At 37.9% G+C, this 23,017-nt stretch carries 29 protein-coding genes; 14 read left to right on the top strand and 15 right to left on the bottom strand.

Going from position 1 to position 23,017, the window contains the following annotated elements; all coding sequences use genetic code 11:
- Nucleotides 1-22 precede the first annotated feature (22 nt).
- From RGQ13_RS00570 to RGQ13_RS00555, 4 genes are all read right to left on the bottom strand, one after another.
- Nucleotides 23-1,249, bottom strand: a complete 1,227-nt coding sequence (locus RGQ13_RS00570; protein ID WP_348391616.1) for a hypothetical protein — start codon at nt 1,247-1,249, stop codon at nt 23-25.
- A 23-nt stretch (nt 1,250-1,272) separates the two neighbouring features.
- Nucleotides 1,273-2,091: a hypothetical protein gene (locus RGQ13_RS00565; protein ID WP_348391615.1), complete on the bottom strand. Its 819-nt coding sequence runs from the start codon at nt 2,089-2,091 to the stop codon at nt 1,273-1,275.
- 279 nt (nt 2,092-2,370) lie between these two features.
- Nucleotides 2,371-3,258, bottom strand: coding sequence for a DUF6998 domain-containing protein (locus RGQ13_RS00560; protein WP_348391614.1), 888 nt, complete (start codon nt 3,256-3,258; stop codon nt 2,371-2,373).
- A 32-nt stretch (nt 3,259-3,290) separates the two neighbouring features.
- Nucleotides 3,291-3,845, bottom strand: a complete 555-nt coding sequence (locus tag RGQ13_RS00555; RefSeq protein WP_348391613.1) for a hypothetical protein — start codon at nt 3,843-3,845, stop codon at nt 3,291-3,293.
- A 211-nt stretch (nt 3,846-4,056) separates the two neighbouring features.
- Between RGQ13_RS00555 and RGQ13_RS00550 the strand changes: the two genes are divergently transcribed.
- Nucleotides 4,057-4,341, top strand: a complete 285-nt coding sequence (locus RGQ13_RS00550; RefSeq protein ID WP_348391612.1) for a DUF6626 family protein — start codon at nt 4,057-4,059, stop codon at nt 4,339-4,341.
- 226 nt (nt 4,342-4,567) lie between these two features.
- Nucleotides 4,568-5,971 carry an Eco57I restriction-modification methylase domain-containing protein gene (locus RGQ13_RS00545; RefSeq protein ID WP_348391611.1) on the top strand — a complete coding sequence of 468 codons (1,404 nt, stop codon included), beginning with the start codon at nt 4,568-4,570 and terminating at the stop codon, nt 5,969-5,971.
- On the opposite strand, the gene RGQ13_RS00540 is transcribed toward RGQ13_RS00545, so the two are convergent.
- Nucleotides 5,968-6,990: a BsuBI/PstI family type II restriction endonuclease gene (locus RGQ13_RS00540; RefSeq protein ID WP_348391610.1), complete on the bottom strand. Its 1,023-nt coding sequence runs from the start codon at nt 6,988-6,990 to the stop codon at nt 5,968-5,970. The genes RGQ13_RS00545 and RGQ13_RS00540 overlap by 4 nt on opposite strands.
- A 139-nt stretch (nt 6,991-7,129) precedes the next feature.
- Here RGQ13_RS00540 and RGQ13_RS00535 point away from each other — a divergent pair, with 139 nt between their 5' ends.
- Both RGQ13_RS00535 and RGQ13_RS00530 read left to right on the top strand, forming a co-directional pair.
- Nucleotides 7,130-7,564, top strand: a complete 435-nt coding sequence (locus RGQ13_RS00535; protein WP_348391609.1) for a DUF6641 family protein — start codon at nt 7,130-7,132, stop codon at nt 7,562-7,564.
- Nucleotide 7,565: 1 nt separating this feature from the next.
- Complete coding sequence (locus RGQ13_RS00530) at nt 7,566-7,997, top strand: JAB domain-containing protein (RefSeq protein WP_348391608.1); 432 nt, start codon at nt 7,566-7,568, stop codon at nt 7,995-7,997.
- Between the two features lie 21 nt (nt 7,998-8,018).
- Here the strand turns inward: RGQ13_RS00530 and RGQ13_RS00525 are convergent, their stop codons facing one another.
- The gene (locus RGQ13_RS00525; RefSeq protein ID WP_348391607.1) at nt 8,019-8,486 is read right to left on the bottom strand and encodes a hypothetical protein; all 468 of its coding nucleotides are present in this window, start codon (nt 8,484-8,486) and stop codon (nt 8,019-8,021) included.
- Between the two features lie 264 nt (nt 8,487-8,750).
- On the opposite strand from RGQ13_RS00525, the gene RGQ13_RS20125 reads away from it, so the two are divergent.
- The 4 genes from RGQ13_RS20125 to RGQ13_RS00510 all read left to right on the top strand — a co-directional run bounded on the left by RGQ13_RS20125 (nt 8,751) and on the right by RGQ13_RS00510 (nt 10,225).
- Nucleotides 8,751-8,873: a hypothetical protein gene (locus RGQ13_RS20125; RefSeq protein ID WP_405054146.1), complete on the top strand. Its 123-nt coding sequence runs from the start codon at nt 8,751-8,753 to the stop codon at nt 8,871-8,873.
- Nucleotides 8,874-8,938: 65 nt separating this feature from the next.
- Complete coding sequence (locus RGQ13_RS00520) at nt 8,939-9,106, top strand: hypothetical protein (RefSeq protein ID WP_348391606.1); 168 nt, start codon at nt 8,939-8,941, stop codon at nt 9,104-9,106.
- 19 nt (nt 9,107-9,125) lie between these two features.
- Nucleotides 9,126-9,611 carry a hypothetical protein gene (locus tag RGQ13_RS00515; protein ID WP_348391605.1) on the top strand — a complete coding sequence of 162 codons (486 nt, stop codon included), beginning with the start codon at nt 9,126-9,128 and terminating at the stop codon, nt 9,609-9,611.
- Nucleotides 9,608-10,225, top strand: coding sequence for an endonuclease (locus RGQ13_RS00510; protein WP_348391604.1), 618 nt, complete (start codon nt 9,608-9,610; stop codon nt 10,223-10,225). Before RGQ13_RS00515 ends, RGQ13_RS00510 begins: the two co-directional genes overlap by 4 nt.
- 147 nt (nt 10,226-10,372) lie before the next feature.
- Here the strand turns inward: RGQ13_RS00510 and RGQ13_RS00505 are convergent, their stop codons facing one another.
- Genes RGQ13_RS00505 through RGQ13_RS00495 form a run of 3 tightly spaced genes read right to left on the bottom strand, consistent with a single transcriptional unit; the run spans nt 10,373 to nt 11,204 of the window.
- A complete protein-coding gene (locus RGQ13_RS00505; RefSeq protein WP_348391603.1) occupies nt 10,373-10,759 on the bottom strand; it encodes a TM2 domain-containing protein in 387 nt (128 codons plus the stop codon).
- A gap of 2 nt (nt 10,760-10,761) precedes the next feature.
- Nucleotides 10,762-10,986 carry a membrane protein insertion efficiency factor YidD gene (gene yidD / locus RGQ13_RS00500; protein WP_348391602.1) on the bottom strand — a complete coding sequence of 75 codons (225 nt, stop codon included), beginning with the start codon at nt 10,984-10,986 and terminating at the stop codon, nt 10,762-10,764.
- Nucleotides 10,987-10,988: 2 nt separating this feature from the next.
- The gene (locus RGQ13_RS00495) at nt 10,989-11,204 is read right to left on the bottom strand and encodes a DUF4177 domain-containing protein (protein ID WP_348391601.1); all 216 of its coding nucleotides are present in this window, start codon (nt 11,202-11,204) and stop codon (nt 10,989-10,991) included.
- 204 nt (nt 11,205-11,408) lie between these two features.
- Between RGQ13_RS00495 and RGQ13_RS00490 the strand changes: the two genes are divergently transcribed.
- Nucleotides 11,409-11,870 (top strand): TVP38/TMEM64 family protein, encoded by a 462-nt coding sequence (locus tag RGQ13_RS00490; protein ID WP_348391600.1) that lies wholly within the window; start codon nt 11,409-11,411, stop codon nt 11,868-11,870.
- Nucleotides 11,871-11,927: 57 nt separating this feature from the next.
- Here RGQ13_RS00490 and RGQ13_RS00485 read toward each other — a convergent pair whose 3' ends face one another.
- Entirely contained in the window at nt 11,928-12,977 is a 1,050-nt protein-coding gene (locus tag RGQ13_RS00485) for an alkene reductase (protein ID WP_348391599.1), read from the bottom strand.
- A gap of 128 nt (nt 12,978-13,105) precedes the next feature.
- Here RGQ13_RS00485 and RGQ13_RS00480 point away from each other — a divergent pair, with 128 nt between their 5' ends.
- Together RGQ13_RS00480 and RGQ13_RS00475 are read left to right on the top strand one after the other, a co-directional pair.
- The gene (locus RGQ13_RS00480; RefSeq protein WP_348391598.1) at nt 13,106-13,687 is read left to right on the top strand and encodes a TetR/AcrR family transcriptional regulator; all 582 of its coding nucleotides are present in this window, start codon (nt 13,106-13,108) and stop codon (nt 13,685-13,687) included.
- A 106-nt stretch (nt 13,688-13,793) separates the two neighbouring features.
- Nucleotides 13,794-14,144 (top strand): RidA family protein, encoded by a 351-nt coding sequence (locus RGQ13_RS00475; protein ID WP_348393360.1) that lies wholly within the window; start codon nt 13,794-13,796, stop codon nt 14,142-14,144.
- A 143-nt stretch (nt 14,145-14,287) separates the two neighbouring features.
- Here RGQ13_RS00475 and RGQ13_RS00470 read toward each other — a convergent pair whose 3' ends face one another.
- Genes RGQ13_RS00470 through ccoG form a run of 3 tightly spaced genes read right to left on the bottom strand, consistent with a single transcriptional unit; the run spans nt 14,288 to nt 17,417 of the window.
- Nucleotides 14,288-14,923, bottom strand: a complete 636-nt coding sequence (locus RGQ13_RS00470) for a thiol:disulfide interchange protein DsbA/DsbL (RefSeq protein ID WP_348391597.1) — start codon at nt 14,921-14,923, stop codon at nt 14,288-14,290.
- Between the two features lie 56 nt (nt 14,924-14,979).
- On the bottom strand, nt 14,980-15,960 hold the full coding sequence (locus tag RGQ13_RS00465) for a serine/threonine protein kinase (RefSeq protein WP_348393359.1): 981 nt from the start codon (nt 15,958-15,960) through the stop codon (nt 14,980-14,982).
- An 11-nt stretch (nt 15,961-15,971) separates the two neighbouring features.
- On the bottom strand, nt 15,972-17,417 hold the full coding sequence (gene ccoG, locus RGQ13_RS00460) for a cytochrome c oxidase accessory protein CcoG (protein WP_348391596.1): 1,446 nt from the start codon (nt 17,415-17,417) through the stop codon (nt 15,972-15,974).
- 171 nt (nt 17,418-17,588) lie between these two features.
- On the opposite strand from ccoG, the gene RGQ13_RS00455 reads away from it, so the two are divergent.
- The gene (locus RGQ13_RS00455; protein WP_348391595.1) at nt 17,589-17,945 is read left to right on the top strand and encodes a hypothetical protein; all 357 of its coding nucleotides are present in this window, start codon (nt 17,589-17,591) and stop codon (nt 17,943-17,945) included.
- A 23-nt stretch (nt 17,946-17,968) separates the two neighbouring features.
- On the opposite strand, the gene RGQ13_RS00450 is transcribed toward RGQ13_RS00455, so the two are convergent.
- On the bottom strand, nt 17,969-19,342 hold the full coding sequence (locus tag RGQ13_RS00450) for a formimidoylglutamate deiminase (RefSeq protein WP_348391594.1): 1,374 nt from the start codon (nt 19,340-19,342) through the stop codon (nt 17,969-17,971).
- A 34-nt stretch (nt 19,343-19,376) separates the two neighbouring features.
- Nucleotides 19,377-20,168 (bottom strand): N-formylglutamate deformylase, encoded by a 792-nt coding sequence (gene hutG, locus RGQ13_RS00445; protein WP_348391593.1) that lies wholly within the window; start codon nt 20,166-20,168, stop codon nt 19,377-19,379.
- A gap of 193 nt (nt 20,169-20,361) precedes the next feature.
- Here hutG and RGQ13_RS00440 point away from each other — a divergent pair, with 193 nt between their 5' ends.
- Nucleotides 20,362-21,126: a DeoR/GlpR family DNA-binding transcription regulator gene (locus RGQ13_RS00440; RefSeq protein ID WP_348391592.1), complete on the top strand. Its 765-nt coding sequence runs from the start codon at nt 20,362-20,364 to the stop codon at nt 21,124-21,126.
- Nucleotides 21,127-21,148: 22 nt separating this feature from the next.
- On the top strand, nt 21,149-22,981 hold the full coding sequence (gene glmS / locus RGQ13_RS00435) for a glutamine--fructose-6-phosphate transaminase (isomerizing) (RefSeq protein ID WP_348391591.1): 1,833 nt from the start codon (nt 21,149-21,151) through the stop codon (nt 22,979-22,981).
- Nucleotides 22,982-23,017 lie beyond the last annotated feature (36 nt).

Here is a 23,017-nt window from a genome sequence, read left to right as displayed (position 1 = left end):
ATTTACTTAACGAAAACCTGCATTACTTATATGACTCTAGTGACATGACATTATCAGTGCAACTGAGTCGAACTAACGCTTGGTTGATAGTTTCACTTGAGAATATGTGCTCTATAGCGCGCTTAGCTTTTACTAAACATATCGGTATTTGGTTAGAATCCACCGCAAGCAAATTGTTAACAGTGCCTATGGCGCGTAAAGCTGTTTCGGTGTTGTGATTTTGCAGCAGAAGATACCCAAGGTTGCTTGCAATGGCTTCATTGTCCCAGTCGCGATTTATAATATCTCCTTTAGTTAAATAACGAGATATTTGAGTATATTGACTTGGGAACAACTCACTACTGCCGCACCACTTAGGTTTATCAACACGAATCTGAGGTATCGATAGTTTACTTGAACTAATGACTGGAGCACCGTAAGCACTTAGTAATTTACCACCTGCCAAAAACGGACTCGATGAGTCAAACGTGATATTTACTTTGCAAGGAGCGACTTTGCGCCTTAAGTGCCCAATAATTACATTAAACATGGCGGCAGAGCTTAAATCTGAAACACCTAAGCAGTGAATCCAAGTGTTGTCCTTGTCAAACTCACCATCTTCGATAAGTTTTAACAAAAACCAGATAAATCCTGTTAAGCCAAAGCACTTAAAAGGTAACGCCCAACCATATAATTTGTACTTTTTAACGTGCTGATACCAGAAATTAATCTCCTCAATACTTTGACCTTGTACAACATTTAAGAAGCTATAATCTTGTGCTCCTAAGTTAGTAAACGTATCTAAATTAGCCAATGTTTGCCCTAAGCAATCTCGAAATGTTCTGTAGTGTGGGCTTTTATCCTCTCGCGCGGCCCCTAAAGGCACGTCTAAGGTCATCGCTAAATTACAATATGTGATTAGCCAATTAAAAATATCGACAATTTTTTTTGGTTTAGGTGGTGTTGGTGCTTTAGCTTCTTGAAAACCGCTACTATCCCCTATCAAAATGGCATTATCAGCCTGCGATTTGATTTTTAATCGCTGTGTAACCATGCAGTTTTTAGGATTGGTTAAGTTACCTATTAATCCAGCTGAATATAAAGCTACCTCTAACTTGATAAGGTTTGATGATTGATTAAAGAGCACTAAATCTTGTAGATTTAGCCCTTTAGGTAATTTATCCAACATTACTTTCACTACACTTTGAGTGTATTGAATTTGCAGCGCAGGTGCATAATGAGAGCTAGTAAATTCTAGAAAGTTATTCATATGTATTGTCCCATCACTAACACTTAATCTGGAATGTGGATAATTTTAACTAAAGCTTCTATCGCCTTTTTATCACTGGTGCTGGTGATGACTTTATAGGAGTCGCCTTGCTTAATATAAATACAGCTTCCAATGGCCACGTCATTTACCTCTATCTCTTTGGTAGTCTTGAACTCACCTAAAAATCCAGCCTTAAGTTTTGTGTAATTGCGCAAAATGACTTTAACTCTGCTATTAGAAATACCTTTGTTTACTGTCGTTGTTGTTGTTTCAGTGGGCGTTGAATCATCTTTGTTGAGCAACTCGTTTTGCAATAAATATTCTTGATATTTTCTTTGGCAACCGCGGATACCGTTATTGCTTTTTATGGTGCTAACTATATCGATAACCGGAATGTCTGTAGGGGAGTTAATTGGCGTGTCGGAGTGTTTGCTATCAATGAATAACAAACAATCTTTGGTGTAGTTGATTATTTCGGCTTGATTAGTTTGGCATAGCCCCATGCAATATTTTGCTGCATTCGCAAAATCACATGAGTTTTCCTGATTTGCATACGGCTTAAACACTTGGCTTATATAAGCCTCGTTTGCCATTGCGAGTTTAAGCCAACCGTACGTTAACGCAACTGCTTTATATTTTGCTGTGCGTGCATTCTCACATTCTTTAAGGGATTTATCTCTTAATGCATCTAATACAATTCTGTCGCAAGACTTGTGCTTGTTATCGAATATGGTCATTTGCTCTATCGATTCATTGCTGTCGATAGCACTAACCTTACTTGCTAGTAAGCTTGCAATTTGCTTACTAATATCAAGCGTTTTGGGTATTTTTTTATCTTTCATTTCGACACCTTTGTTTTTAATAAATAGGTGACGAACTCGGTGGTAGGTATCGCAAAAGGAGTAGTGCCATAAAGCAAGCGCAATTATCCCGTCAATTCCAAAAAGCCTCTCCATGAGTCCGACAATTTAGAGTTGAACGAGAGAATTATGGAAGGCTTACACCTTGACCGCTGCTCGGGCAACAAGCACTAGAAATCCAGTACCTTTACATTAGTATAATAATCAACAAGAAAAGTCTAATTTATTTTAACAATACTTAACTAAGTTAAGTATGAGTAGTTAATAAATGCGCTGATTGGCGCTCACTTTCTTATTTAACTCTCTCGCTTTTAATATTGGCAACGGGTAATGTCCACAGCCATACGCAAGTCGAGTTCTGAAGTAATCCCATAATATATCGCCGGGGCCATTGTAGCACTCAGTAAAACCGCCTTTCCCATCGAGTTTAATAATAATCGCGTAGTCCGGCTTGCTATTGAAACTCACTTTATGGGCGTGGGTTGTTTTGATTTCGACTAATTTTCCGTCTTTGGTTCTGGCATCATGTTTCGGTGTGTTTGGTAGTAATAGCTCTAACCCATAATGCTCTGCAACAAGGCATTCTCCGATTTCACCTACTTGTTTGCCATCAGGATTAAACTTCTTGTTAGGTATCAATTTTTCTAAGGCATTAGTTGTTTTATATAGCTGCTGAAGCAATAAATGAAATTGCGTGTTTATACTATTGCGCGGCTTATTAGTGGGTCTATTCGAATGGGTATTCGTTAGCGCAAGTAACTCGGCACCTGTTAAGTTGTCTATATTGTTTTCACTGGATGTATTGGCTTGGGATTTCGCACTGGCGTTATTCATATCAACATTCCTTGTTGGTGTTCCTGTATTAAATATGGCTGATTTATTTATATTTGCCAATTGCTTTAATCGAATCATATAAGCTATCGATTTAGCTTTAGGTATTCTATTGTATTGCTCGCCTTGCTGCGCAAGCCGGATGTCACTACGCGATTGCTTAACTTCGCAGGCTCCGTTATCAATCCCTTGTGCCAAGTCGCTATCGCTAATAGACATAGGGCGGCCTTTGTCTAAATTATAATCAAGTAAAGACAACAAGAGAATCGTCATAATTTCTTGTTGTTCACCTTTAACATCGCCAGCGTTTATTCCCACCAATACAGCCAGTGAGCATCGTCTACACTCAACTACTTTTTTGTAGTTTTTCGAAAAAGATGCGTGAACTGCCAGTTAATGGCACTTGCATCATCAGTTGTCACTTCTTTGCTTATATAGTCAGCCCAACCTAGGGTGTTGTGTAACGGCTTCACATCGTTAAAAAGACAGGAAGTTGTTGGCACTTTATTCCATGCATCAACAATAAGTTTTGCAAAACTATCATTTGAGATTATTATATTTTCTGGCTTAGCCAGTAAAAAGTGGCAATGAATATGAATTAAGTCACCATCGCCTTCGACAACACTCACCATCGGTAATCTTTCTTTAGGAAACCTCTTACTTCGCCGCTTCCATTTTGACATGCGACACCGACTATGCAGTTCATTTGTAAACCTGTCTAACTCCTTTGTTACAGCATCTTTATTTTTCTTGCTGTATTTGAATGTGCCAGTAAAGGCATGAGTCCACTCAATATCATTATCCAAAAAGAAATACACTAATGCTTGCGATAATGGCGTTCTGTTTTTGCGGAACTTGTGTTTGATTTTTTTACTGCATCGAATAAGCCATTCTGTATGCTTCATATAGCCTCCTTGCTATTTGTTATTACTGCTACTCCTTTATTTATCCTTTTAACACTAAAAAGTTAGCGGTAAACACTAATTATTCACAATTATTTTGAGATTGATTAGTGGGTAAAATTCTGTCTCACATGTTTCGTTTAATGAAATATGAAAACAACTAAAGTGATAAATACTTGTGCTAATTAGGGTTACGATACCCACCGGAGTGTTTATGGAATTGAATGATGTTTACAAAGAGTTAAGACGAAATCGCCTTTGTCGCAATGGGCGTGATTTTTCAGTGCGGTATTTAGGTAAAGATAGGAGTTACTACAGCGTTATTAAAGCTACGAAAACTGAGCCAAGTGTCATTGTGCTAATGAACTTATATTTTAACTTAAACAAGCAAGCTGATGCAGTTTATGACCCGAACAGTCCTGTGATTAATCGTATTCAGCGAGAATTAAATGTGCTGTCGGCTTCGGTGATGGGTGCGGTTGAAGACAGGTGTAAATAAACACTCTCAAGCAAGTTGTAATGATTAAATAACATTCTTTATCTTGCGGCAATATCTAATTCAAGTAATATACGCTTATACAATAATAATTATTATCTATTACCCTATGCCTCAGTTAGCAAATCGCCTTCCAAACTCTACTGGAATAACAGTAAACGCCGACAGTAACCGTTTAGAGGCAAACTCTAAGCTTAACAACGAAACCAGAGGCCAATTAGGGCAGTTTATGAGTTCGGCTAAGGTTTCTAATTTATTGGCTTCGTTTTTTACTGACTTATCAGGTGACATTAAAGTTTTAGATGCTGGGGCAGGTGTTGGTTCTCTCAGTGCTGCGCTCGTTCAAAGAGCATTAAATGATTTTGATAGTAAAAAAATTGATGTTACAGCATTCGAAATAGATGAGGTACTTACAACGTATCTAAATTCAACCTATGAATTCTGCCGTAAAATGTCACATGATCATAGTGTTGAGTTCAAGGCTGAAGTTAACAGCTCTAATTTCATTTTTGATTCAGTTGAAATAATCAAAGAAAATAGCAGTCCCGAAATTTATGATAAAGCTATCTTAAACCCCCCTTATTTGAAAGTAGCGGCTCAATCAAAAGAACGAAAAGATTGTAAAAGCATTGGTATAGATTCAGGTAACCTATACTCGCTATTTGTAGCTTTAGCTATTAAGTTATTAAAGCCCAAAGGTGAGTTAGTTGCTATCACACCTCGAAGTTTTTGTAATGGTCCTTATTTTACTGCGTTTAGGAAGTTTATTCTCCAAGAGACAGCAATAAAACAAATCAGAGTATTCAAGTCACGTACAAGCGCTTTCAAAGGTGATGAAGTCTTACAGGAGAATGTAGTTTTTCACTTAGTAAAATCTGAAGTTCAAAAGGATGTGCTAATAACTCAAAGCGATTCAAGTGATTGTGGTGAGGTATCTGAAATGATTGTGCCATTTGAAAAAGTTGTTTACGAGAATGATTCTAATCAGTTTATTCATATCCTCACTTCACAAGCAGAGGCGAAACTATCAGCTAAAATGAGCTCACTTCCATGTACGTTAAATGATTTAAGTGTGAATGTTTCAACTGGGAAGTCTGTAGATTTTAGAGTGCGAGATTTCACTTATGAGGCGACGGCTAAAAATCGAGTTCCTTATATCTTTCCGGTCCATTTTGATAAAGGCTTAATAGAATGGCCTTTAGAAGATATTAAAAAGCCTAACGCAATAGAGGTTACTGACAAAACTGAAAAGCTGTTAGTGCCTAATGGGCACTACGTACTAACTCGTAGATTAAGTTCTAAAGAAGAAGATAGGAGAGTTGTTGCTGCTATTTATAGACCGAATGAAGTATCAAGTAATTTAGTTGCGTTTGATAATAAAACTAATTATTTCCATGCTAACGGAGAGGGGTTAGATGCTAATCTTGCTATTGGTCTATATGCGTTTATTAGCTCTAATGTTGTAGATAAATATTTTAGAACGTTCAATGGGCACACTCAAGTAAACGCAACTGATTTGCGCTTTATTAGATACCCATCGAAGCAATCTCTAATGAAAATCGGTACATTGCTAACAGAACATGACTTGAGCAACTTTGACAAAATCAACAAAGTTGTCGAACAATTCATTTAACCTTCAATTTTGAACTGTTTAGAGCCATCTTCCACAATCCACATATAAGTATTTATAGCAAGATTGTTATTCGTTAGTTTTTGTCTTTCAGCTGCTTTTTTCCAAGTGGGGTATGCCGTGGTAAACCCTATACTTGATTTATTGTTTCTCTCACAAAACTTTTGAAGTTGAACGAATTTATGTTGGTCTACTTCTCCATCACTTGTTACGGCTTCATATACCCACAATTCGTCAGTACTTCTATTCCACAAAAGTATATCAGGCATGGCATCATGGTTTGTTATTTCTAACCCAAATTCCATCAATCGACTTTTTTCACTATCTGTAATTCTCTCTCCATCTCCATCATCAATATAGATTACTTCAAAACCTTTAAGGAAATTAGGCGCATAATGGGTGCTCCCAGCTTCAATAACTAAGGAGTGTTCACTATCAGTTAATTTACGAATAATTTCTGCCGCTTGAGCTTGTTTTTCAAGGCGAATTCGCATGTCATCTTCGTTTATCCAATTAGATAATTTTTCTTCCCATTCACTTTCTTCGGCTTTCAGAACTCCTATAAAAGATGCTGAAAGTCTATATGCGTTGTTTGGAGATTTAGCCTTTGGGTGACCATCATAAAACTTAAGCCCTTTTTCCAAAAGAACCTTATCTTTTTTTGCTGGTAAATAACAAGGTTCAATAGCTCCGACTTCTCTCAAAGGTTTAATCCAGTAATCTCTTCCTTCTCGGTCTAATTTAGCGTCAGATCCTCTTTGTAAAATGGCTACGTGAGCTCCAATGAATGCGGTACATGCTCCATCACTGAAACTAAGAGTGTCACGGGCAGATGGATACCAATTTGGACTATCATCTAGTAGAGCAAAGACAGCATCTTGTATATCTACTGTATGTCTTGATATTTTAGCCAATACTTGAGCAACTCTTTCTTTAGTAACTCCTTGTGGAGCTACTTGTAGTTGAAGTTCGCCTGAGGATATCCACTCTTTAACTTTTTCGTTTACTGATAATTTGGCCATTTAATTCATTCCATTGTAGGTTCATGGCTAAATTCTATCACTCTATGGTTCCGAATCAACATTTTCAGAGCTATTTCGGTCGACCTTTCGCCGAACTCGACATTAAAGTGTGCTTGAAAGTAAATAAAAGGAGTCAATTATGACCAAATCACTTTTAAGCACCTTGAGCATCACCGAAAGACCTGTCACCCAAAGCAACGACCCAATTATTCAACGCCAAAACAAACTAATCGGCCGCCTTGAAACACAACTCGAGATGGCAAAGTGCCACATTGAAAATGAAGTGTTTACGGCATACAAAGAGCAATGGATTACAGACCCGCTAACCAAAGTAAAATCAAAAGTACGTGTTCAAAAGCGAGTTAAGGCTTGGTTCTATCAAGTTAAAGGCAATTACTTTATGGAAGTTAAATACGGCAGTAAGTCGTTAGAGTTAGCCAAAGACAAATATGTTATTACCATCGGTGAACAAGATAAGCTAATACCGACCATCGAACTCATTATTGACGCTGTGCGTGCTGGTGAATTCGATACGCATCTTAGTAAAATTAAGCGTGTTGGAGTTAAGGCTTAATATGCCAATTTTACGTGAGCTTGAAGTCCGCTATCGTTTTGTTGAAGTTGATTGTGAAGTGACAGGCTCAGTATTAAATTCACCGGAGAAGATACATCAGATATTTCATTTTCTGAAATACGAACCCAAAGAAAAACTTATCGTTGTAAATCTAAATAATAAAAATGCGATTATGAATTACGAAGTTGTAGCAACGGGCAAGGTGAATGGTGTAAATGCTCGGGCTGCGGAAGTATTAAAAACGGCAGTGCTTGTAAATGCTAATGCCGTCATTTTAATACATAACCACCCGTCCGGCAGCTCAGAGCCTTCGAAAGAGGATAAACGCTTTACATTGCGTGTTTTGAACGCTTGTAAGGCGCTGAATATAACGCTGCTCGACCACATTATAATTGGCGAGCAGGGATTTTATAGTTTGAAAGAGGGCTGCTGATTTAATCAAAGTAATTAAAGGCTACTTCTTTTTGTCATTAGTCTTTTTTTTAGGCTTCTTTTTATTCTTAATTTTATTTTTTAACTCCTTGCTACTTTTAGGGGCCTTATCTTTTGAAAAAAACAGCTCTCGAAGATAAATAGTTTTATTTTTTACATGGTAGCGCAGCTTCTTGAGGTCCGAAAATATCTCAATAAAACTTTCCTTATAATCCTTATAATCTTTTAATGATTTTAATGCATCCAATCCTATCTTTGTAAAAGCGACACCCCGAAGCATTTCTATCAGCTCAGGGTTCGTCGTAAGTATTTCAAAAAATTCAACTAAACTACCTGACTTCCAATGCGCATTAATTTCTACATCTTTTATTTTGTGTTTTACAAATAAGTCATGTAATTCATCACAAAAATATACTGCAGCCGCTTCTTTTTCATCATCTTCTAAATGGCCGAATAAATTGGAGTGTGCCGTCAAAGTAAATAGGTGCATATCACGTCCCTGCCTAAATGTAACCTTATCTAAAGACTAAAGGGTAGTGGTTAAATATTAAACAGTCAATTGAGGTAACTTAGTTTAGATTGATATTCCATTCGCCCAGCACATCTCTGAATGAGGTTATTAGAGCGGCGTAGTAAATTACAAGCTTTTGGCTGCATCAATGTATTTTAAGCTTACCAAGGCAGGAGTTATGTTTGCTGTAATTTAATATATAACCACCCGCCCGGTAGCTCAGAGCCTTAGAAGGAAGATAAAGTGTTTACATTGCGTGTTTTGAGTGCCTGTAAGGCTCTGAGTATAAAGCTGCTCGTCCACATCATAATTGGTGAGCAAGGCGCTTATGGTTTGAGGCAAGAAGGAATGTTTTTATTAACTTAGATTTATTTCACAAATCCTAATTTTTTGTCTATGTTTTATAGGTCATCATATATTAAGGAAAAACAATGACTAAAGATGAAAAAATTAAGAGTTTGAAAAAGGCACTCGCGTTATTCGAAGAGAATATTGAAGTGGTGAATGAGGTTATCACTAATGAGGCCATACTTGGCGAGATGAGAGGACAAGCATTATCCACCCTTAAAGATTGCGCTAAAAACATATTCAGCTCTTAAATGACTATTAAGGATTAAAGTGTCGACCTATCCAGAGCCAAAGCATAAGCAGAAGAAGGGAAATTACCCTTATATTTTTAAGATAAAAAAGGACTTTTCAATAGACTCAGGTTGGTGCTTAGAGAATGATTTTGACAGTAAGTGGTTAAAAATATCCAAAGATGGCTTAGTTATAGTTAAAGCCAGCAATGATGGGTATTCTTGGGATGGATGCACTCCTAAATGGAGTTTTTTTAACTTGTTTGTGTTTGGAGTCCCTGATGGTCATTACGACCACAGAACGGATAAAAAATTCACACAAGACGCATCTCTTGTTCATGATGCTCTTTATCAATACTTAGATACAATTCCTGTAACGAAAAAACAGGTTGATGATTTGTTTTTAGTTATGCTGGGGGATTTTAAGCTTAGATATATCTACTATGTCTTTGTAAGGGTATTTGGCGATTTTAAGCTTAGATACATCTACAATGTGTTTGTAAGGGTGTTTGGTGGTCGATTATGAAAAACTATTGTCTGATGTTATTGTTTTTTTCGACTATATCGAGTGCTAATGACGCCGAATATCACAAGGTCAGAGATGAAGTGTTTTGGCCTGAGTTTTATACTTCGAATTATGAAACCTTATATTGTAAAGTTGAAAAACGAGCTGGCGAAAAAGTTAGTTTGGAGCATGTATACCCAGCTGATTGGATAGCTTCATCTTTAGGTTGCGAAGATAGAGATAATTGCGATTTAGAAATATATAAAAGAGCGTCTTCTGATTTACATAATTTGTGGCCGGCCCTTCAAAGATACAACTCTAGCCGCTCGAACTTAATTTATGCTGAAATTGATGGTGAAACACAACGCTTCCCAGAAGATAATTGTGATTTTGAAAGGCACGCAAACTCAGTTGAACCACGAGATGAAGTCAAGGGCATTATTGCCCGGTCATATTTGTATATGATTTTGACTTACGGGTTACCAAAGAAAGGTATTTCACCCTTGATGATAAAGTGGAGTGCTGAACACCCTGTAACTGAAATAGAAATCATTCGAAACAAGCGAATTATCGAATTGCAAGGTCGACCTAATCCATTTATTTCAAATAAAATTGTTTTAAGCCTGCAACTCTAACCTTTGTTGTTATCTAGTTTATTCAAAGAAGCCTCTAAAGTTTTGCCCTTTTAATAACCCTAAGTTTTGCGGTTGAATGTTTTCTAAATCAACAAGTATGTAGTTGGTTCTCACAAAAAGCTTCCTTACTTATATGGTTTGAGGTAGTTAATTTTGCCTAACTGAATTTTCTTTAATAACATCAATTAACGTTTGTTTTATAACTTTGTTATTGTATTTTTTAACGATTCTCTGACTGAAAAACAACTGAGGTAACTCTATCAATGATAAAACCAGTAGCAATATCCATCCGTAATCAAAAAGTGTGAAAATAGCATAGATAGATAAGATAATTACTATGCTGCCTTTTACATGTTTTTTTAGATAAAAGTGATGAAGACCAGCAATGAAAAACCAGTTTAAGGCAGCATATGTATCGGGGTCTTTAAGTTTGCTGCCTTCAATTTCATAATATTTGCGTCTTTGTTCTGGTGATAGGGCAGTAACCTCTTTTCTGAGGTTATCTTCTTCTTTTTCAAGTTCAGAAATATTCATAATTAAATTAACGGGTCCTTTATACGCTCAATACAATCAGGGTCAGAGCATTTCTTGATTCTACTCAAGCCCAGCTTTATCCCTTTAATTGTTCCGTAGCTACTTATTGCTTGGTGTGTATATTCAGAACAAGTTGGCTCAAAATTACACTCTGTATTAAAGTATCTTTTAGAGCCGCCATTAGACTGGTAGCCTCTAATGGCTTTGAGGATTAAGTTTTTTAACACTTTTATCGACCAAAAGTCACAATAACGGATTCCCTTGACCAAAATAACAAAAACCTTTTATTCTCTAATACTTGAAATACCAATTCCCAGCCGTCAGCAGCCTCTTTATTTAATGTAGACTCAAGTTTTTTGAGCGGCATCCCACTTGAACCCAACAATAGTGTTCCACAACCACCTTCTGCGACTTGGATTACTTTATATTCATTATATTTTGCCATGATGTATTTCTCTGTTTATTGTTATTAGATTCTATTTTCGAAAAATTGCGTCGTAATTGGAGTGAATACTCAGATGACCAACAATCCTTGTCTGTTTTTATATTATTGTTTATTCATTAAAAAAGAAAGAGTTAGATAATTCATTTAGTGAATTTTCAACACCACTTTTGACTGCTCCTGTCGAGTTTAGGGCTGCCAAGACAAGTGGCCGCCTTTGCTGCTGGTTATGCGTTTGGTGTATGGCAAGGTACTCTCATTGCTACATTCGCCGCCGCACTTGGATGCGCTATTACCTTTTATACGGCGCGATTTATTGCCCGGCCTTTAGTGTTAAAACGCTTTAGTGACAAAGTTGATATCTTTAACAATTTTTTGCAACAAGACACCTTTCAAAAAACCTTTATTATTCGCCTTCTCCCAGCCGGTAATAACTTTTTGTTAAATCTATGCTCAGGGGTTGGTGCTATCGATGCGAAGAAGTTTATCAGCGCATCGTATTTAGGCTTTTTTCCACAAATGGCGATATTCGCCTTGGCCGGAAGTGGTATTCAAATGATGTCTTACTGGCAAATAGGCGCAAGTGCGGTGTTAAGTGTTGTGGCTTGTTTACTAAGTTATCGTTTGTATCGCAGATATAAAACTGATTTACATCCAAATCAAAGTTAAGATAAAAATAAAACAAGAGGCAACTAGTTATTCAACCTCTTGCTTATTACTTAAATGTTAGACTAAGCTTGTTAGCATTTCATCAGAATAGCTTACTAATGGCTGATTATTTCGAATTTTAGCGACATAATCAGGGTTGGCAATAAAAGGTCTGCCAATTGCGATAAGATCAAACTTGTTACTATCTATTGCACTACTTGCGGTTTCTGCGCTGTAACTACCGACACCCACTAAAGTTTTATTGTAATTTGCTCTCACATAGCTTGAAGCACGACCACCTAAATAATCAAACTCCATACTATCGTCAAATATGCCAATATGTAGAAATGCCAAATTACGTTTTTCTAACTCTGGTAATAAATAATCAAACACGTCACGATCTCGACTATCACCAGCGATATTAAAATAAGCCCCAGGAGAAACTCTTAAAGCAGTTCTATCGTTACCAATTTGATCAATAATGGCATCAACTACCTGCAAAGCAAAACGCCCCATGTTTTCATTACTACCACCATAATCATCGGTACGGCGGTTGCTGTCATGATGCAAAAACTGATCAATAAGATAGCCATTAGCACCGTGAATCTCGACCCCATCAAAGCCAGCAGCAATCGCATTTTCAGCTGCTTGGGCATAATCAGATACTAATAAATGGATATCATCAAGAGTTACTGCTTTTGGTGTTTTATAAGTCAATTCTCGCATTCTTGGTACGCTACCTTCAACAGCAATGGCTGATGGTGCCATTACTTCGGCATTATCATCGCCATAAAAATAAGGATGAGCAACACGGCCAGTATGCCAAAGCTGTGCAAATATTTTGCCGCCACTGCTGTGCACTGCCGAAGTAACTCTTTTCCACCCTTCGATTTGTGGCTGACTAAATAATCCTGGAGTATTAGGGTAACCTTGACCGTCAGGACGAATAATCACAGCTTCAGAAATGATCAACCCCGCTTCAGCTCTACGGGCATAATATTTTGCCATTGCTTGAGTTGGCACTAATTCATCGTCGGCCATACATCGTGTTAATGGTGCCATTAATATACGGTTATTTAAATTAATTGTATTATTTAGGGCATAAGGCGTAAGTAAATTATCAGTCATTACGGTATCTCTTTATTGAATATGCGTTCAAGATAACCTTTCTTGAATAAACATTCAAGAATTATTTTTGAATGTTCGTTCAAAATTGGATACAATCAATAAATCCAGTGTAAATAGAATGAAAAATAATGCGCAATGCAGAATTTGATAAAGAAAAAGTACTAAGATCGGCAATGAATGCCTTTATGCATAAAGGTTATACTAAAACCAGTATGCAAGATCTTAAAACGGCTACCGGTTTACATCCAGGGTCTATTTACTGCGCTTTTGAAAATAAACGTGGTTTATTACTAGCGGCGCTTGAGCAATATCGTTTAGATAGAAAAGCCGAGTTTGAACAGTTTTTTTCAGGAACACAGCCAACACTGATTAATTTAAAAGCTTATCTTGATAATGTTGTGGCTGAATGCGTAAGTTGCGATAGCTCACAAGCTTGTTTGTTGACTAAAGCATTAAATGAGATAGCAGAGCAAGATGATGAAATTCAACAGATCATTAGTGATAATTTATCAATGCTACAGCAAGCATTAGCCGAAAAATTTGAACAAGCAATTTCAGAAAAAAATCTTAGCTCAGATAAAGATAGTGATCATTTGGCCCGTTACTTTTTAATGGGTATATACGGCTTAAGAACCTTTGCTCACACTCATCCTGAAGCGAAAGTGTTAGAGCAATTAGCAGAAAAACTTTTCCATGACATTTGCATCTAACCTGACTAAAAACAATAGAGCCAATTGGGCCATAAACAAAAAATACCTTGTTAAGGCCTTTAAAATCCACATCAATTAATCAAATATTTCTAAACGAGTTATAAACATTATGATCGAACGTATCGAAACCAAACAACGCATGAGCCGCATAGTAAAACATAATGGTACTATCTATTTATGTGGCCAAGTTTGTAAAGATGCCGAACAAGGCATTACTGAACAAACGCAAACCATGCTAGACAAAGTTGAAGCCCTATTAGAACAAGCAGGAAGCGATAAAGAGCACATGTTGTCTGCAACCATCTATGTTAAAACCATGACTGATTTTGCCGCTATGAATGAGGTCTGGGATAACTGGGTGCCAACGGGGTTTGCGCCAGCAAGAGCGTGTGTAGAAGCAAGTATGGCTCGCGATGCACTATTAGTTGAGATATCTGTAGTTGCAGCAGAAAAGTAATACCCTACTCTAGAAACAAGCCCTCCCTTTCCCCCATCCCTGGTTTGGGAGGATAAGCACCTCCATGTGCAAAAAAGGCCCTAACGGGCCTTTATTTGAAGCTACTGCATCAGCCAGTAGCTATATAAAAATGCGTAGCAGATTTATTTAAGCGTGGTTAAATACATTACTAAATTTTTGTAATCATTTAAGAAGTCTGCTCGGTCTAGTCCGCCAGCTTCGAGTTTGTATTTACCATTTACAATAATTGTAGGTACGCCAGTAATTGCGCCTTTACGAGTCATTTCATCTTGAAACTTCTTCATTTGTTTCGCTTTTGAATTAACACCAAAGCTAGACATTAATTTTTCAAATTTTTCGCCATCAGCGCCAACACCTTCAAATAATTTACGTAACTCAGCGGTAGACGCTAGTGGCTTACGTTGAACTTGAATTGCATCAAACAGTGCCGCAATTAACTGCTCTTCCTGTGGCATTTGCTGAGCAACAATCATCGCTTTAGTAATATTGAACTGTACTTCTGGGCTAGCCGCACGTAAAAAATCTACGTGATTTTTTTCAAAGCTAACGCCTTCAGGTAAAGACTTTTTAATATCTTTCATTAGTGGTTCAAAACGTAAACAGTGTGGACAGTAAAATGAAAAATACTCACGAACTTCTGGTTTTGCCGACACAGTATCATTTACTACAGTGTAATGTGTGCCTTCTTTATAATCGGCCGCTTGTGAACATGCTGACGCAAGTAGCGCCACAAAAATCAAACTGATAAACTTTTTCATTACTTACAAATTCCTTGCATATATTTTTATATTTATGGCTTGGTGATAGCTAAGTTTTAGTTACCTAAATTCAAACTTAAACTTGGCTCTCGTAAAATAGAGTGTTGCTCTTTTAACATTAAAATTTGCTGTTCCCAGTATCTCTCAGTATTAAACCAAGGGAAATTTCGTGGAAAAGCTGGATCTTGCCAACGCTTAGTTAACCATGCCATATAATTAATTAATCTCATTGAACGTAATGATTCTATCAGTGTTAGCTCATTATGTTCAAATGAAAAAAACTCTTCATAACCCATTAATAGTGTATCTAATTGTAACAGCCTTTCTTGTTTGTCGCCGGAAAGCATCATCCATAGGTCTTGTATGGCAGGACCAGTGCGGCAATCATCAAGATCAACAAAGTGTGGCCCTGCATCAGTCCACAATATATTGCCAGCATGACAATCGCCGTGTAAACGTATCTGTTTTGTTGGTTTATACTGATCTTTGGCAATATCAATCACCTGATCTAACACGGTAAAAAATGGTAGTTGTAAGCCTGAACTGACCATATTGCCATCTTTAATGATTTCTCGTGCTTGTATTAGGCTCTCTTCGGTAGAAATTTGTGGGCGACACTCAAACGGTTTCGTACTGGCAACCGCATGAATCCGACCTACAAAGCGACCCATCCATTCTAATTGGTCTAAATTATCTACTTCAAAAATTCGGCCGCCACGACAAGGAAATACTGCAAAGGTAAAACCTTGGTGAGTAAAGATACTTTGCCCATTCCGCACTAATGGTGCAACCATAGGCAACTCTGCAGCTTCAAGCTCTAAAGCAAAATCGTGCTCTTCTTGAATTTGCGCTAAGGTCCAACGGTTGGGCCGGTAGAACTTGGTAACATACTTTACCAAATCATCATCATGAAATTGGTAAACTCGGTTTTCGTAACTGTTTAGCGCCAGCAAACCACTAGCCACACTGAAACCTGCCGCTTCTAAGCCATCAATAATAGTTTCAGGCCGAAGGGATGCAAAGCTAAAATCTGCCAAGTTAGTGATACTCATCGTTTATTAAAGAATACGCTGCTTTGTTTAATGACTACATCATTATCAGCAGGCTCTACTTGATGAATAACAAAAGATATATCTGTCATATAATTTTCCAAATCAAATGGGTCAACCGCAATGCTGATAGTAATAGTATTCATTTGTGCAGCGTCAACAGTAACAATTTTATCACCTTGCCATTCGTGCTTGTCTAGGCCCTTAACATCTATTTTATAACTTGCTTGTTGTTGTGACTTGTTCAGAATTTTCAAGGTGTAAACATTTTCAATAAAGCCATCAATGTTTTCTCGAGCAAGCGCATTTCTATCTCGAATAATATCTAACTGCAGTGGCACACGAGTGGCAATATCATTAATGAAGAAACCAATCATTACAACTAAAACAGTGGCATACATAAACAATTTAGGACGAAGAATATGAACGGTTTTGCCTTTTAATACAGTTTCAGTGGTATAGCGTATAAGGCCTCTTTGGTACTTCATTTTATCCATCACGCCATCACAGGCATCAACGCAGGCACCACAGTTTATACACTCATATTGCAGGCCATTACGAATATCAATACCGGTAGGACATACTTCAACGCAAAGATTACAATCGATACAATCACCTAACCCTAACTCTTTAGGGTCGGCTTTACGACCTCTTGGTCCTCGGTTTTCACCACGGTTATAATCATATGAAACGGTTAAGGTATCTTGATCAAACATTGCTGACTGGAAACGTGCGTATGGGCACATATGCAAACACATAATTTCACGCATCCAACCTGCATTACCATAGGTACAAAAAGCAAAAAACAGGATCCAAAGAGTGATCGTAAACGTTGCATTAAAGGTGAAAAAGTCGATAGTTAACTGCTGCATAGGCGTAAAATAACCAATAAAGGTTATCGCGGTTAATAACGAAAATAGTAGCCAACAGGTATGTTTAAGTGCTTTGCGCCAGAACTTATTAAAACTCATCTGTTGTGAATCAAGTTTTTTACGTTTATTCGCTGCACCTTCAAGCTTTTCTTCAAACCAGATAAAGATAAAGGTCCACACGGTTTGTGGACATAAATAACCACACCAAACCCTACCCAGAAAGGTAGTAACAAAAAACAGTAAAAACGCACCTATAATACAAATCCAGGCGAGTAAGGTTAGATCTTGCGGCCAAAGGGTTAAGCCAAAAATGTTGAACCGTTGCTCACCAACATCAAATAAAATAGCTTGTTGACCGTTATATTGCAGCCAAGGAAGTGCGGCAAACATTGCTAAAAAGAAGATATTCATTTTACGACGAATGTTTTGGAAGAAGCCTTTCACTTTGCGAACATAAATTTGATCACGCGGCTTATATTGCTCAACACCACCAGATTTAGGGCGATGAACCTTAATGTTTTTAACTGGTATTGTTTGAGTTTGTACTTCTTTAGGCTTTTTATTGTCAACCATGGCCATTCCGAAATTAATACCAAATTGGTATAGGCATATTTTTATCGTTCAATTATAACAGGGCTATCCTGTAATGACGTGATTTAGATTAAGTTTTTTTAATTTTATAACATTTTGTAAAAATGGGTTATTATCACTGTTAACTACTTATTTCGATAAATTCGAGCGAACATGTTTAAAAATCTAATAATAATAATTGTTGCGGCGGCGGTGTATTTACACTTTTATCCGAATGAAGAGTTAAATGAATGGTATAGCGCCACAATAGAAGAAGCTCAAGAAAGCTTTTCTGAAATAGCTGACACCAAGGCCAAAGTTGCCCCTAGTAAGTTGATCTCAGTATTACATCAAGATTTTAAAAAGTTTTCAAAAGGCGAAGTGGCCTATGTGAAAAAAATTGCCGAAACACGGGATTCATTAAAAGCATTTCATAAAGAGTACTGCGTAGAGCCGAAAGACAACCCACGGTTACGCAGACAATATCAATTAAAAGTATGTGCAACTATCGATCAATATAGAATTCTTTAAGGTTTATAAAGCAATCGGCAGTATTAGCGGTTATTACCTAAATCTTTTAACACCTGAGCAAATTCATCAGCACTTGATGTTTGCTCCGCGTGTTCACCACCTACAACACACCAATTACCATTCACCATCACATCTGTTATCGGATTATTTTGGCTAGCAAACATCATGCTGTCTAAAATGAATTTATTTTGATTGGCAAATAGGCGTGTTTTACTCTCATCTAACACTAATAAATCCGCTTGTTTACCGATAGCAAGTTCACCAGTATTACTGCTAGTACTTAACGCGCCAGCTTTAGCAGTATGTTGCCATAAGTTTTGTCCTACTGAGCGAGTTTCACTGTTTGCTAGAATAGCGCGCTGTTGTTTAATTAAACGCTGTGCGTATTCAAGCAAACGAATTTCTTCAATGGCTGACACACTAATATGGCTGTCAGAGCCAATAGCAACTTGCCCGCCTTGCGCCATAAATTCGGTTGTAGGAAAAATACCATCGCCTAAATTAGCTTCTGTAGTAGGGCAAATACCAGCAATCGCTTTAGTTTTGATAATACCAGCAACTTCTTGTTCATCAATATGAGTCGCATGAATTAAACACCAATGCTGATCCAGTTCCATATTATCTAGCAACCATTGCACCGGTCGCTTGCCATAATGGGCTAAGCAATCCTGCACTTCTTTTTGTTGTTCACTAATGTGGACATGTACAGGGGCTTTTTCATCAAGGCTACGTACATGTTTAACTGCCGCAACTAATGATTCTTTATCAACCGCACGTAGTGAATGTGGGGCAATACCAACATTAGCGTTGTCATTATCTTTAGCCATCACAAAACAATCGCTAACCAATTGATTAAACTGCTCAATAGAATTAATGAAACGTTTCTGACCATCATTAGGCTCTAATGGACCAAAACCACTGAAGCGATACATTACTGGCAACATAGTAAGCCCTATACCAGTATCACCGGCAGCATTAAAAATCGCTTTTGCCATAGCAGCCAATTGCTGATGATTTGCACCGCATTTGTCATGATGTAAATAATGAAACTCTGCCACTCGGGTATAACCGGCTTTGAGCATTTCGATATAAAGTTGTTTGGCAATAATTTCAGCTTGTTCAGTCGAGATATTATCTAAAAACTGATACATAATTTTACGCCAAGTCCAAAAGCTATCATTGCTTTCGCTACCTTGCTCAGAAAATCCGGCAAAGCCTCGTTGAAATGCATGCGAATGACAATTAACCATACCAGGGATCACTGCCCCCTTTGCTAACTCAGCGTCTTTATCTTGGCCATCAGTTATGGCTTTGATCAAACCGTTATCGATATGTAAGGTTTTATTTTGCTGCCAACCTGAGGCTAATAAAATATTTTCAGCGAATAGTTTCATCATAATTTTGGTATCTTGGGATCTTAAAATATTGGGTTTATTTATTAACAGCGAATTTAACCATTGCTTCTACAAGCATTGCTAATTTAGGTTTTACTAAATCAACCTCTTGCTCATTGTAAGTTAGCGTGTCTTCATTTAAGTAAGTGCGTTGTGACAGCTCAAGTTGCAAGGTATGAATGTTACGTTCTAAATTCGAATATGCACGGGTAATATAACCACCTTTAAAGCGGCCATTGGTTACTTGGCTATAAGGCGAGTAATCAACCGCTTCAATAGCTTCAACTAACTCACTAGCGCAACTGACACCATTGTTCGTGCCAAAATTGAAATCGGGCAATTGCCCGTCAAAAAACCTTGGTACTACCGACGCAATAGAGTGCGCTTCCAACATTACCGCTTTACCAAATTGCTGCTGCATACTATCTAATGTTGATGCAATAGCCTGATGATAAGGTTGCCAATAAAGTTTCACTCGGCGTTCATTTTCAGCTTCATCAGGTAATTGCTCTGGCAAATATAATGGTTTTGATTCAAAACTTGTGGTTGGACAAAGTTCAGTAGTGTCACTACCTGGGTATAAATTTATACCGGTTGGATCTCTATTTAAGTCAATAACATAGCGGCTATATTTAGGCATTAAAATATATGCACCCAGCTCAACAGAAAAATCATACAACTTGTCCATGTACCAATCGGTATCTTGCACCGACAAACCGGTTTCGGTCATCTTTGCTTTGATATCATCAGGGATATCTTCACCATTATGCGGCATGCTTATTAATAGCGGGATCTTGCCTTCAATTAACGTAAAAGTAGTGTTGCTCATGAAATACCTTTTATTACTGGAGTTATTCAATGCACCATTAAGTCAGCATTGAACACAAGTTGTATATACAAATTATCAGGTGCAATTTAACATTTTGCGCTGTTGCTGGCAAAGTTATATTTGCATTATTACTTAAGTTTTGTTTTAATCTCACATCTTTCGAAACGAAACTTAGAAGTTTAAACTGAAACTTATGTCAAAAAGAAATACCCAACAACGCCGTCATAATATTCTCAGCCAGTTAACAAACACTGGCGAAGTAAGCGTTGATCAATTGGCAGCACAGTTTGAAACATCAGAAGTTACTATTCGTAAAGATTTATCAGCATTAGAGAAGAGTGGTTTGTTGTTACGCCGCTATGGCGGTGCAGTACCATTACCAAAAGAAATAACGTCATCTGAAAAAGTATCAAATCAAAAATTAGCCATTGCCATCGAAGCCGCTAAGCATGTCAGTGATCATAATCGTATTATTATCGATAGCGGCAGAACAACAGCAGCAATAATTCCTGAGCTTAAGCAGAAGAAAGGTTTAGTGGTAATGACTAACTCATTATCAATCGCTAACTCACTGAATGAATTAGAAAACGAACCTACCCTTTTGATGACCGGTGGCACTTGGGATGCAAGCTCAGAAGCATTTCAAGGAAAAGTAGCTGAATTGGTACTAAGATCATATGACTTTGATCAGTTATTTATTGGTGCCGATGGCATTGATACAGAGCGCGGCACCACAACCTTCAATGAGCTTATCGGCCTTTCACAAGTAATGAGTGAGGTCGCCCGTGAAGTGATTGTTGTAGTCGAATCAGAAAAAATTGGCCGTCGCATCCCAAATTTAGAATTGCCTTGGCAAAGCATAAACACGCTGATCACCGATGATGGCTTATCAGCAGATTTACAACACAAAATTCAGGCGCAAGGCATTAATGTCATTTGCGCTAAAAGTAATAAATAAAACATAATTTTAAGGTTTTAATATGTGTGGAATAGTTGGTGCAGTGGCACAACGTGATGTCGCAGACATCTTAGTAGAAGGCTTACGCCGTTTAGAATACCGTGGTTACGATTCAGCCGGTGTTGCAGTTATTGATGATAATAGCAACTTACACCGTGTGCGCCGTTTAGGTAAAGTGCAAGAATTAGCAAATGCATTAACCGACTCTCCTGTAAATGGTGGCACAGGCATTGCCCATACCCGCTGGGCTACTCATGGTGTACCAAGTGAAGCAAATGCACATCCACATGTGTCTGGCACAAACATTGCTGTTGTTCATAACGGCATTATTGAAAACCACCAAGAATTAAAAGAGCAGCTTACTGCGTTAGGTTATGTATTTGTTTCAGAAACTGACACTGAAGTTATTGGCCATTTAGTTCATCACGAATTAAAAACAGCGGATTCGTTACTGGCAGCAGTGCAATCGGCCAGCAAGCAATTTGAAGGTGCATACGGCACGGTAATAATGGATACCAATGACAAAGACCGAGTTGTTGTAGCGCGTTCAGGTAGTCCGTTAGTGATTGGTTACGGCTTAGGCGAAAACTTTTTAGCCTCAGATATGATGGCGTTATTACCTGTTACTCGTCGTTTTTCATTTTTAGAAGAAGGCGATGTCGCTGAAATTACTCGATTCAACGTAAACATCGTAGATAAAGACGGTAACAGCGTCGAGCGTGAAATAACTGAAGCATCGGTTAGCCATGACGCCGGCGACAAAGGCGAGTACCGCCACTTCATGCTTAAAGAAACGTATGAACAGCCAACAGCAATTCGTAATACTTTAGAAGGTCGCTTCACTGATGGCAAAATCAATAGCGATGCATTTGGCCCAAATGCGGATGAAATTTTTAAAGACATTGAACACGTGCAAATTATTGCCTGTGGTACGTCGTATCACTCAGGCATGGTTGCCCGTTATTGGTTAGAAGAACACGCCGGCGTATCGTGTAACATTGAAATTGCCAGTGAATTTAGATACCGCAAATCATTTGTTCCTAAAAACGCATTAATAGTAACCATCTCACAATCGGGTGAAACTGCCGACACACTAGCAGCATTACGTTTAGCCAAAGACCTTGGTTACCGCGCCAGCCTAAGCATTTGTAATGTACCTGGTTCATCACTGGTGCGTGAATCAGACTTGGCCTTTATGACCAAGGCAGGTGCTGAAATTGGTGTGGCTTCAACGAAAGCATTTACCACCCAGCTAGTTGGTTTAATGATGATGACTATCGCCATTGGCCAACACAAATGTATGGATGATGATGCGCAAAAAGCAATTATTACATCTCTAATGAGCTTACCTAATAAGCTTGAAGAAGTACTGACATTAGCTAGCAACATTGAAGATTTAGCTGAAGATTTTGCCGATAAACATCATTCATTATTTTTAGGTCGTGGCGATCAATACCCTATCGCGATGGAAGGGGCATTAAAGCTAAAAGAAATCTCATACATTCATGCCGAAGCCTATGCCGCTGGTGAATTAAAGCATGGCCCTTTAGCCCTGATAGATGCTGATATGCCGGTTATTGTAGTGGCGCCGCGTAATGATTTAATTGAAAAATTAAAATCAAACGTCGAAGAAGTTCGTGCCCGTGGCGGTTTAATGTATGTGTTTGCCGATATTGATGCAAAATTTGCAAGTGACGACACAATGAAAGTAATTAACGTGCCACATTGTGATGACGTTATTGCACCCATTGTCTACACCTTGCCATTACAATTATTGTCGTATTACGTCGCAATAATTAAAGGTACCGATGTTGATCAACCAAGGAACTTGGCAAAATCAGTTACGGTTGAATAAAAGCCATTAACGGTTAATTATTAGAAAGCCAAGCAT

The organism is Thalassotalea psychrophila, from assembly GCF_031583595.1.
Classification (GTDB): domain Bacteria; phylum Pseudomonadota; class Gammaproteobacteria; order Enterobacterales; family Alteromonadaceae; genus Thalassotalea_A; species Thalassotalea_A psychrophila.
Note: the sequence above shows the minus strand (reverse complement) of the source record. Positions and strands in the feature narration are given on the sequence as shown.